This is a genomic window from Dokdonella sp. (assembly GCF_039926425.1).
GTDB lineage: Bacteria > Pseudomonadota > Gammaproteobacteria > Xanthomonadales > Rhodanobacteraceae > Dokdonella_A.
In genome coordinates this window covers 1-11,376 of sequence record NZ_JBDSWZ010000083.1, presented here as the reverse complement: position 1 = coordinate 11,376, position 11,376 = coordinate 1, and the positions used below count along the sequence as shown (strand labels likewise).

The window sequence follows — 11,376 nt, the reverse complement described above, 5'->3', positions numbered from 1 at the left end:
GGTCAGCGCCACTGCCAGCAATGCGACGGGCGGCCCGCCGCGGCTGATCCACGAAAGGGTCGTCATGTCACTCTCCCTTCGCGTGTTCCAGGCGCTCGAGACGCGCGGCAATGACATCCATCTCGCTACGCAGGTCGGCGTTCTGCTTCTTCAACGAAGAATTTTCCGCTTCGACCTTGTGGTTGAGGCCCTGGATTGCCGCGAGTGCCACACCGCTTTCGTCGACCGTGCCGATGTATTTCTCGTTGCTGCCGAGTCCGAAGGTCTGCGCGAAATCTTCGGCAATCGGCCCCATGTGCTGGCCGTCGGTGTGTGCGTCCTTGTAGAACCACGTTGCGACCGGCATCGCCACGAGCTTGTCGAGCACGGCCCGCGGATCGACCGCGGCGATCGTGTCCTTGAACGTCCGGCTGGAGGCATTGGTCCAGACACCGGTGGCGCTCAGGAAGGCGCCGTTTCCATTTGAGCCGGATGTTCCCACGCGGAGCGGTCTGTCGGCGGCTGCGCCGTTGAGGGCAAAGTTGGCGTAGCCACTGCTGCCAAAGAAATTGACATAAAGCAGCGGGCTGTAGTTGAGCGCGCCGGCGACGTTGAACAGCCCGGTGAGCTGGAAAAACCCGTTCGGTAAGGCGGCCATGTTAAAGCCCACGTAGCCGGGAACCGTCGCCGTTTGCAGCGTGATATCCGCGTTGCCAGCCGGCAACCCCGCGGACGGGGCAATTGTCAGTTCATCGTGCAGCACTCCACCATCCCCTCCATGGCTGGTGTTGATGCCGACGCCGTGTTGCGCAACCATGATCACCTGATTGGTTGCGCTGTCACGAATCGAGTTGGAGAACGTGGAGTCGTTGCGTCCACCGGTGACGATCGATCCCTCAAACGCCGTTCCTGCGTTGTAGCCGATGCCTGTCGAAAACGCGCCCGCGGTGGTATATGGATAAGCAAGGCCGACCGACTGGTTGGTATTGAACGAGGCAACCGTTGTTCCGTTCGTCAAGATGTTGACCGGCTGGGCGTCCGCCGTGCCGAGGTAGCTTCCGGGAGGATTTCCGGCGTTCCCGTCGAGGGCCCACGATCCCGGGCATCCGCCATCGGGTGCGACCGGCGACCGCTGGTCGAGTGCGACGAAATCCGATGATCCGGCGGATTTGACCTGGACCTGCACGTAACTCTGGGTGGACTGCGCAGTGGTCTGTCCGAAGTCGACCGACGTGACAAATTTGCCGTCCTTCACCTGCACGCCGTACAGCGTGACCGGTGACGAAAGCGCGTGGCCGCCCGTTGCGGTGGAATAAAGCGTGAGTTGCAGGTCGTAAGACCCATTCGCGGCCTTCCCCGCGTCCTGCAATGACCCGTGGTACATGAACGAATCCGCATGGGCCAGCGACGCACCCATTCCCGTCCCCAGCGTCGCGGCGAGCGCGACGCACAACGTCAAGCGATTCATGTCAGTTCCTCCTGTTGACCCCGGAGAACGGTTGTTCCCCAATCAAGTAATACGCGGTTCAGTGACAAAACGAGACATTTCGCCGCGGGTTGCGCACTCTCACCGCGCCGCTTTTCCTTGAACAGCCAACCGGGTACCCTCGGCGGTCCCCCTCGATTGCCCATTGCGCAGACTTTCCGGTCCCGACGCAGGCGCCAACTCCCCATGCAAGAAACCCACGAACCCAACTCCGATGCATCGCGTCAGGCCGACGGCGCCTCGGCGTATCAACCGCTGGCAATCGAAGCCGCGGCACAGAAATTCTGGAACGATACGCGCGCCTTCGTCGTTGACGAATCATCGCCGAAGCCGAAGTTTTTCTGCCTCTCCATGCTGCCGTATCCCTCCGGTGCGCTGCACATGGGCCACGTGCGCAACTACACGATCGGCGACGTCATCAGTCGCTACCAGCGCATGCAGGGCAAAAACGTCTTGCAACCGATGGCGTGGGACGCGTTCGGGCTGCCTGCCGAGAATGCGGCCATCAAGCACAACACCGCGCCGGCGAAGTGGACCTACGCCAACATCGAGCACATGCGCGCGCAGCTCGCGACGCTCGGCTATGCGATCGACTGGACGCGCGAGTTCGCGACCTGCCGGCCGGACTATTACGTGCACGAACAACGGCTGTTCACGCGGCTGTTCAAGAAGGGCATGGCGTATCGCAAGCAGGCGGTGGTCAACTGGGATCCGGTCGACCAGACGGTGCTCGCCAACGAACAGGTCATCGACGGTCGCGGTTGGCGCACCGGCGCGCTGGTCGAAAAACGCGAGATTCCGCAGTGGTTCTTCAAGATCACCGCCTACGCTGACGAACTTCTCTACGGACTCGACCGGATGCCGGGCTGGCCCGATTCGGTCAAGACGATGCAGCGCAACTGGATCGGTCGCTCCGAAGGTCTGGAGATCCAGTTCGCGGTGCAGGGAGAATCAGCGCCGCTCACCGTGTTCACGACACGCCCGGATACATTGATGGGCGTCACCTACCTCGCAGTCGCCGCGGAGCATCCGCTCGCGCTGAAGGCGGCGCAGTCCAAGCCGCTGGTCGCCGCGTTCATCGAGGAATGCCGCCACGGTGGTACTGCGGAGGCCGACATTGAAACGGCCGAAAAAAAAGGCATCGACACCGGGCTGACCGCGATTCATCCGGTCACCGGCGACGAGGTGCCGGTGTGGATCGCGAACTTCGTTCTGATGGGATACGGCACAGGCGCGGTGATGGCGGTGCCGGCGCACGATCAGCGCGATTGGGAATTCGCAACAAAGTACGATCTGCTGATCCGCATGGTGATCGTCAGCGACGCAGTGCGCGATGCAATCCGCGAACTCGGCCGCGACGCGAAGTACAACAACGACCCGATGTCGGCGGCGCTAGGCGAAAGTCGCGCGATCGATGTGTACGAAGCGCCCGGCGCAGTCAGCGTGTTCGAGGAATTCCAGCGCGCAATCATCGAGGACGGCGCGTACACGGGCTATGGCACGCTGGTTGATTCCGGCCAATACGACGGCCTCGATTTTCGAAGTGCGTTCGATGCACTTGCGACGCGCTTCGAACACGAAGGAAAGGGCGCACGCCGCATCAACTTTCGCCTCCGTGACTGGGGCGTCTCGCGCCAGCGCTACTGGGGCTGCCCGATTCCGATCGTCTATTGCGCGACGTGTGGTGCGGTGCCGGTGCCCGAAGACCAGTTGCCGGTGTTGTTGCCGGAGAACGTCGAGTTCACCGGCGTGAAATCGCCGCTCAAGTCTGATCCGGAGTGGCGCAAGACGACGTGTCCGACGTGCGCTGGCCCCGCGGAGCGCGAAACCGACACGTTCGACACATTCATGGAATCGAGCTGGTACTACGCGCGCTACACCTCGCCGGGAGCAGCCGGAATGGTCGACGATCGCGCAAATTACTGGCTGCCGGTCGACCAGTACATTGGCGGCATCGAGCACGCGATCCTGCACCTGCTGTATTTCCGTTTCTTCCACAAGTTGTTGCGCGACGAAGGCCTGGTGACGTCGGACGAACCTGCGACCAACCTGTTGTGCCAGGGCATGTTGATCGCCGACACGTTCTATCGCGACAACGCCGACGGATCGAAGGAATGGATCAACCCCGCCGATGTCGAAATCGAGCGTGAAGACAAGCGCGTTGTCGGCGCACGGCTGAAATCCGATGGCGAGCCCGTCGGCATCGGCGGCACCGAGAAAATGTCCAAGTCGAAGAACAATGGCGTCGACCCGCAAGCAATGGTCGGCAAGTTCGGTGCGGACACCGTGCGACTGTTCTCGATGTTTGCCGCGCCACCGGAGCAGTCACTCGAATGGAACGAGGCGGGCGTCGAGGGCATGGCGCGCTTCCTGCGCCGGTTCTGGCGCGAAGTCGTTGCGCATGCGTCGAACGCGGATCACCCGATGGTCGATGTGTCGGCGTTGAACGCGTCGCAGAAGGCAGTGCGTCGGCAACTTCACGAAACGATCCAGAAAGTGTCGGACGACATCGGTCGTCGCTACGCATTCAACACTGCGATCGCCGCGCTGATGGAACTGCTCAATGCGCTTGGCAAGTTCGACGACGCAAGTAACCAGGGTCGTGCGGTGCGACACGAAGCGCTCGAAGCCATGGTGCTGCTGCTCAATCCGGTGACGCCGCACATCTCGCACGCGCTGTGGCAAGTGCTCGGACACGGCGAAACGCTGATCGAGGATCAGACATGGCCGGGCGTCGATGTTGCAGCGCTCGTCCGGGATTCGATCACGCTCGCCGTGCAGGTCAATGGCAAGTTGCGCGGGACCATCGATGTGCCGGTCGCGCTCGCGCCGGACGAGATCGAGCGGCTCGCGCTTGCGGAACCGAAGGTCGCCGATTTTCTCGGTGGGCAGGTCCCGAAGAAGATCATCGTTGTGCCCGGCAAGATCGTGAACATCGTGGTGTGAGTGGACGCACGTGAACGTCATGCCAGACTCCGGGAATGAAGTCCGATGCGGAATGAGGCAGCGCCTTTCCGGTCGGCTGGCGACGCGGCTTGGACAGCGCAGCTCCCTGCGTTGCTCCGCCCGTTTCACTCGCAGTCTGCCGCATGGTCACCGTATCATCCGTTGCCCGTCCGTCTCCACGCTCCTTGCCGGAATCCACTCATGATCCTGCGTCCGCGAACGTTTCTCTTTCTTGTTGCGATCATCGGCCTCCTTCAAGGTTGCGGATTCCACCTGCGCAAGGAAGCCCAGTTGCCGGCCGCCATGCAGCGCGTACACATCGAGATCGCCGATCTGAACAACGCGTTGGGCAAGGATTTGTCGAAGGCGCTCGCACGTTCAGGCGCGCAGGTCGTCGAGAACGCAGAAGCAGGCGTGGCTGTGCTGAAGATCCCCGTCAATACGCTGTCAACCGATGTGTTGTCTGTAGGCGGCACCGCGCGGGCCAACGAATACGCGTTGCGCTATCACGTCGAGTTCTCGGTCCAGGGCGGGGACGGCACTGTGGTCGTGCCGAAGCAGACGATCGAACTCTCCCGCGAGTTCACCTTCGACGCCACCCAGGCGCTCGGCGTTGCTTCCGAAACCGACTTGCTCAGCAAGGAGCTCGAGCGCGACATGGTGCAGACGATCCTGCGCAGGCTCGAGGCCTTGGGCAAGATCCATCCCTGATTCCGCGGTGACCGGCGCATTGTCGTGTCGGTCAATCATCGGCGCGCGTGCACACCGGGCAATCGACGCCCATCGATCAGGCGTCCGCGTCATCGCGCGGGTCGTACAATGCGCCGATGGCCACCACGCTTCCAAACTTCCGCAAGCAGATCGCCACCGGCGATCTGAAACCCGTCTACCTGATCGCCGGCGCGGAGCACCTGCTGGTGATCGAGGCGGCCGACCTGTTGCGTGCGCGTGCGAAAGTCCTTGGGTTCATCGAACGCGACATTCTCGACGTCGAGGCGCATTTCGACTGGAGCCGGCTCGGCGATGCGGGGCGCTCGATGTCGCTGTTCGCCAGCCGTAAGGTCATCGATCTGCGATTGCCCACCGGACGACCGGGCAAGGACGGCAGCGCGGCGATCGTCGAGTTCTGCAAGTCGCCGCCGCCCGATACGCTGCTGCTGGTCACCGCGAACGACTGGAGCAAGAAGCATGAAGGCGCTTGGTCGACCGCGATCGAACGCGCCGGCACTGCGGTGACCGTGTGGCCGTTGAAACGCGAGGAGATGCCTGACTGGATCGGCGCGCGGATGGCCATGCGCGGATTGAAGGCAACGCCCGATGCGATTGCGCTGCTTGCCGAACGGGTCGAAGGCAACCTGCTCGCCGCCGCCCAGGAGATCGAGAAGCTTTCGCTGGTGCACGCCGGCAAGACGCTCGACCTTGAAACCCTCGAGGCGAGTGTCGCCGACGACGCGCGCTACGACGTTTTCCGCCTCACCGATGCAGCCATCGGCGGCGATGCAGGGCGAGCCGTGCATATCGTCCAGGGATTGCGCGAGGAAGGCGAGGAGATCATTCCGATGCTCGGCTGGATGCTGACGCAGTTGCGCCTGCTGCTTCGCCTCGCATCGGCTTCGAACGTCGACAGCGCGATGCGTACGGAGCGCATCTGGCCATCGTCGCGCGAAGGTCTTTTCAAGCGTGCATTGAAGAACGGCGACCGGTTGCATTGGGAACGCTGCCTCAACCAGGCTGGCCGCATCGACCGCATCGCCAAGGGGCGCGGAGATGGCGACGCGTGGCGCGAACTCGAACGGCTGGTCGCTGCGATGGCATCGCCGCGCCGCGGTGCGGTTCTGATCACCTCGTGAAGGTGCTGCACGCGACGGCGTCGACATGCAGGATGCTCGACGACGCGCGCAATTGCGGTGCGACTGTCGCTTTGACCGAATCCGGACCAGGGCGGTTTGAGATCCCTTCAACGGTTGTGGGATCACGCAGGAGGAAGCGTGTCGACTGATGTGCCTCAAAAACCGCTGGCGATGCTCGGTGGCACGTTCGACCCGATCCACAACGCCCACCTGCGCGTTGCGTGGGAAGCGGCCGAGTTCATGGACGCCGACGTAAGGCTGGTGCCGGCGAATGTTCCGCCGCATCGCGACCAACCGGTGGCGACTGCCGACGAGCGCGCTCGTTGCGTACGAGCCGCGCTGGCGGGTCAGCAGCGCCTGATGCTCGACGTGCGGGAACTCGGACGCGAAGGTCCTTCGTACACGGTCGACACGCTGGTGGAGCTGCGCGCCGAAATCGGGGACGACCGCGCGCTGGTGCTGCTGGTCGGATCCGACGCATTTGCCGGCCTGCCAAGCTGGCATCGATGGCGCGAGATGTTCGATCTCGCCCACATCGGCGTGCTCACCCGGCCCGGTCATGACGGCGCGTTGCCGACGGAATTGCGCACGAAGATCGCGTCGCGACGGTGCCCGAATGCGCTCGCACTGCGCGATTCGCCGGCGGGACGCGTGCTGCCGATTCCGGTCACGCCATTGGAGATATCGGCCACACAGGTACGCCAGTTGCTGGCGCAAGGTCGCGATCCGCGTTATCTGGTGCCAGAGGCGCTTTTTGCGGATTCGCGACTGCTGGCTCCGTATCGCACGACGTCGGCGTCAACCTGACGGCCCCAACCTCTGCGGCATGACCAGGGAAAGCCAGGGCGCCTGCCGCGGAAACCGCGTCCGGCCAACCGGGTCGCCGGATCCTCCGCCGCGGAAACTTGCTTCCGTTTGCGCCGGATCTACTTGCGCTTCTTGAAGTCGGGACGTTTGGGCTTGTCGAAGCCGCCGGGCGCCGAACTGCGCGGCTTGAACGACGGCGGCTTGTCCGAATGCGGCTTGCGCGGCTTGTTGAAATCCGGTTCCTCGCCGCCGCGCGTGATGCGCAGCTGGTTGCCCGACACCCACACCTTCTTCAGGTGCTTGAAGATTTCCGCAGGCATGCCGGAAGGCAGATCGACCAGGCTGTGGTCATCGCGGATATCGACGCGCCCGATGTTCTTGCTGTCGAGTCCGGCTTCGTTGGCGATCGCGCCGACGATGTTGCCGGCCTGCACGCCGTGATCGAGTCCGACTTCGATGCGAAACGTCTCGAATCCCTGATCGGGAACATGCGGACGATCGTCGCGACGCATGCGCGCGACCTTCTCGTCGCGACGACCTTCCTCGTGGTGCGAACGGGGCGGACGCGTCGCTGTTCGCGCGTCGGGCGATGCCGGGCCGAACGGGGTTTTCGGCAGCATGTTGCTGTCTGGCGCAGGGTACGACGGCGCATCGTGCTTCGGCGCACGCGGAGTCGCGCGATCGTCCTGCGGAGCGGCATCGGTCTTCTCGAAGCGCGGTTTTTCGAATCGCGGCTTGTCGACGCGCGGCTGATCGACGCCGGATTTGTCGAATCGCGGTTTGTCGAACGAACGCGCACCTGACGGCTGCGCGCGATCGGGCCGTTCGGTGCGCGCAGGCCGTTCGAACGGACGCGTCTCGCGTTGTCCGCGCGAGAACTCGGGTGGGCCGTCGCCGCGCGCCGGCGGCTTCAGCAGCAGCGGCTCGGTGCCTTGCGCCATGTGCGCGAGTGCGGCGGCGATCTCGATGGCCGGCACGTTGCGCTCCTGCTCGTACTGCTCGATCAGCTGGCGGAACGGCCCCAGGTCGCTTGATCCCAATGCGTCGGCAATGCGCTGCTTGAACTTGGTGATGCGCTGGTCGTTGACCGCTTCGACGCTCGGCAGCTGCATCTCGGCAATCGGCTGGCGCGTCGCGCGCTCGATCGCCTGCAACATGCGCTTTTCACGCGGTGCGACAAACAGGATGGCCTCGCCGCTGCGACCTGCACGGCCAGTGCGACCAATCCGATGCACGTAGGCTTCGGTGTCGGTCGGGATGTCGTAGTTGAGCACGTGGCTGATGCGGTCGACGTCGAGTCCGCGTGCGGCCACATCCGTCGCGACGAGAATGTCGATCTTGCCGTCCTTCAACTGCTGGATCGTCCGTTCCCGCATGGCCTGCTGGATGTCGCCGTTGATCGCGGCTGCGGCGAAGCCTCGCGCCTGCAGTTTCTGCGCGAGTTCCTCGGTGGCCTGCTTGGTGCGCATGAACACCAGCATCGCCTCGAACGGTTCCGCTTCGAGAATGCGGGTCAGTGCATCGAGCTTCTGCATGCCGCTCACGTACCAGTACCGCTGGCGGATATTCGCAGCGGTCGTGGTCTTGTTCTTGATCGAGATCTCGACCGGATCGCGCAGGTAGGTCTGCGCAATGCGCCGGATCTGTGTCGGCATGGTCGCCGAGAACAGTGCAACCTGACGCGTCGGCGGCGTTTTCTTCAACACCGCCTCGACGTCGTCGATGAAGCCCATGCGCAGCATCTCGTCCGCTTCGTCAAGCACAAGCGTGCTGAGCTGCGACAGATCGAGCGAGCCGCGTTCGAGATGATCGATCACGCGACCGGGCGTACCGACGACGACATGCACACCGCGCTTGAGGCCGGCAAGCTGCGGTCCGTAACTCTGGCCGCCGTAGATCGGCAACACGTGGAATCCCGGGAGTTTCGTCGCGTAGCGCTGGAACGCTTCGGCAACCTGGATCGCCAGTTCGCGCGTCGGCGCGAGCACCAACGCCTGCGGTTTCGTCTTCGAAAGGTCCAGTCGCGACAGCACTGGCAACGCGAACGCGGCGGTCTTGCCGGTGCCGGTCTGCGCCTGGCCAACCATGTCGCGACCTTCCAGCAGCGGCGGAATGGTCGCCGCCTGGATCGGCGACGGCGTTTCGTAGCCCACGTCGGACAACGTCTGCAGCAGGGCATCGCCCAAGCCGAGATCGCGAAATTGCATGCTCATGGCGGGTTCGGGTGTCACAGGATCGGCGTTGGACATGCGCTGAGGGCGGTCGCGCCGCATTTGGATGAGGCCGCACAGTCTACCGCGTCGCACCGCTGGACGCGTTCACGCGACAGCGTCGCCGCCCGAATGCGCCTATACTTCGGCCGCGCCACGCGGGCGCCCTGTGATGAAACAAGAGGTCGATCCCACTTGGCTACGACGCAAAAGCGCGCACCGTCGCGCAAGGCCGCACCCTCCAAGGCCGCAAAGGCCCCGTCGGTCCGCAAAACTCCCGCTTCCGCTGCAAAGTCACCGGCAGCGAAGAAGGCGGCAGATCCGAAGAAAAAGCCCGCTGCGAAAAAGGCGCCTGCCGCGAAGCCGGGCGTCAGTGCGCGCACGGGCAAATCGGTCGCGAAGGCCGGTGCCGGCAAGGCGATGGCACGCGATCGTGTGAAGCCTTCACGCACTCCCGATGTCGCCGAACGCCTTCGGACTCTCGTGCGCGCCGCGCTCGAAGATCTGAAGGCCAAGGACATCAAGGAAATCGACGTACGCGGCAAGAGCAGCGTCACCGACCTGATGGTCGTCGTCAGCGGCACGTCGTCACGTCACGTCAAGTCGATTGCCGAAGAGGTGGTCAAGAAGGCCAAACTCGCGAGCCTGCCGCCGATTGGCGTTGAAGGGCAGCGTGAAGGCGAGTGGGTGCTGGTGGATCTGGGCGACGTGATCGTCCATGTGATGCTGCCGCGCACGCGCGAGTTCTACGATCTCGAGCGTCTGTGGACCGTCGGCGACGACGCGCCCGTGTATCTCACCGGCTGATTGTCGGGCATGACCCACTGAAGTGGGTGCGTTGCTTTGTGGGAGCGGCTTGAGCCGCAATGCTTTTGGCGGGGCTGACTGTGTACACGAGCATCGCGGCTGAAGCCGCTCCCACCGAAACAACCGTGCCGAATCGTCTGCGGTGAAAGTCCGCCTGATCTCCGTCGGTGAGCGCATGCCGTCGTGGGTGGCGGATGGCTTCGCCGAATACCGCAAGCGACTTTCGCACGAACTCCCGTTTGATCTGGTCGAGATACCGCTTGGCCAACGCGGAAAGGGGCGAGACGGCGCACGCGCCATCGCCGATGAAGGCGCCTGCGTGCTCAACGCATTGCCCAAGGATGCGCACGTGGTTGCACTCGATGGCCGAGGAAAACCGTGGTCGAGCGAAGAGCTCGCCGAGCAACTCGCGGCGTGGCGCATGGGTGGTCGCGATCTGGCCATCCTGATTGGCGGTCCGGACGGCCACGCCGCCGACGTTCTCGCGCGCGCCGAGCAACGCTGGTCGCTCGGTCCACTCACTCTGCCCCACATGCTGGTCCGTCTCGTCGTCGTCGAGCAGCTCTATCGAGCGGCGTCGATCATTGCAGGACACCCGTATCATCGCGGCTGATGAGAAGGGTGCCCGGGCAGGACCGAGTGGTCCGACCCTGGTCGTGCTCGCCGCGGGCCTCGGCAGGCGCTTCGGCGGCGAAAAGCAGATCGCCGCAGTCGGTCCCGCCGGCGAATGGCTGATCGAGTACACGATCCGCGATGCGCTCGCTGCCGGCTTCACACGCCTCGTGCTGGTGATTCGCGAGACGATGAGGGAAGCAATCGCGCGACGGTTGATGCCGCACCTCGCAGCTCGCGCCGAACTCGTCTTCGTCGAACAAACCCTGCAGTCGGTCCCGGAAGGCTGCGTCGTGCCCTCCGCCAGGCACAAGCCGATGGGCACGGGCCACGCGCTATGGTGCTGCCATGCGGTGCTCGACCGGCCGTTTGCGGTCGTCAACGCGGACGACTGTTACGGCCACACTGCATTCGCGCTGCTCGCCGGACACTTCGCGCGCGCGCAGGGCCCGGCGATGGTCGGCTATCGTCTGGACCGCACGGTGTCCGAGCATGGTGGAGTCAACCGCGGACTTTGCGCAGTGGATGCGGACGGCCAACTCGCGGACATCGCCGAATACACCGATATCCGCGCGGGCGATGATGGCTTAAGCGGACTCGATCCGCATCGCGTGCGCCAGCCGCTCGCCAGCGGCGCGATCGTTTCGCTGAACTGTTGGGGTCTGCTGCCGGATCTGCT

At 64.0% G+C, this 11,376-nt stretch carries 9 protein-coding genes; 7 read left to right on the top strand and 2 right to left on the bottom strand.

The window, feature by feature from the left end:
• Nucleotides 1–67: 67 nt before the first annotated feature.
• Nucleotides 68–1,447: a tail fiber domain-containing protein gene (locus ABIV12_RS05375; protein WP_348057010.1), complete on the bottom strand. Its 1,380-nt coding sequence runs from the start codon at nt 1,445–1,447 to the stop codon at nt 68–70.
• 204 nt (nt 1,448–1,651) lie between these two features.
• Here ABIV12_RS05375 and leuS point away from each other — a divergent pair, with 204 nt between their 5' ends.
• The 4 genes from leuS (at nt 1,652) to nadD (ending at nt 7,068) form a co-directional block, all read left to right on the top strand.
• On the top strand, nt 1,652–4,411 hold the full coding sequence (gene leuS, locus ABIV12_RS05370; protein ID WP_348057008.1) for a leucine--tRNA ligase: 2,760 nt from the start codon (nt 1,652–1,654) through the stop codon (nt 4,409–4,411).
• 201 nt (nt 4,412–4,612) lie between these two features.
• Nucleotides 4,613–5,122, top strand: coding sequence for an LPS assembly lipoprotein LptE (lptE, locus tag ABIV12_RS05365; protein ID WP_348057006.1), 510 nt, complete (start codon nt 4,613–4,615; stop codon nt 5,120–5,122).
• A gap of 116 nt (nt 5,123–5,238) precedes the next feature.
• Complete coding sequence (gene holA, locus ABIV12_RS05360) at nt 5,239–6,261, top strand: DNA polymerase III subunit delta (RefSeq protein WP_348057004.1); 1,023 nt, start codon at nt 5,239–5,241, stop codon at nt 6,259–6,261.
• A gap of 171 nt (nt 6,262–6,432) precedes the next feature.
• Complete coding sequence (gene nadD, locus ABIV12_RS05355) at nt 6,433–7,068, top strand: nicotinate-nucleotide adenylyltransferase (protein WP_348057014.1); 636 nt, start codon at nt 6,433–6,435, stop codon at nt 7,066–7,068.
• Nucleotides 7,069–7,187: 119 nt separating this feature from the next.
• Here the strand turns inward: nadD and ABIV12_RS05350 are convergent, their stop codons facing one another.
• Entirely contained in the window at nt 7,188–9,281 is a 2,094-nt protein-coding gene (locus ABIV12_RS05350; RefSeq protein WP_348057002.1) for a DEAD/DEAH box helicase, read from the bottom strand.
• A 417-nt stretch (nt 9,282–9,698) separates the two neighbouring features.
• On the opposite strand from ABIV12_RS05350, the gene rsfS reads away from it, so the two are divergent.
• The 3 genes from rsfS to ABIV12_RS05335 all read left to right on the top strand — a co-directional run.
• Nucleotides 9,699–10,085, top strand: a complete 387-nt coding sequence (gene rsfS / locus ABIV12_RS05345; protein ID WP_348057012.1) for a ribosome silencing factor — start codon at nt 9,699–9,701, stop codon at nt 10,083–10,085.
• 142 nt (nt 10,086–10,227) lie between these two features.
• Nucleotides 10,228–10,698 (top strand): 23S rRNA (pseudouridine(1915)-N(3))-methyltransferase RlmH, encoded by a 471-nt coding sequence (gene rlmH, locus ABIV12_RS05340; RefSeq protein WP_348057000.1) that lies wholly within the window; start codon nt 10,228–10,230, stop codon nt 10,696–10,698.
• A partial coding sequence (locus ABIV12_RS05335; RefSeq protein WP_348056998.1) for an NTP transferase domain-containing protein occupies nt 10,670–11,376 on the top strand: 707 nt, incomplete at its 3' end. The genes rlmH and ABIV12_RS05335, both read left to right, overlap by 29 nt.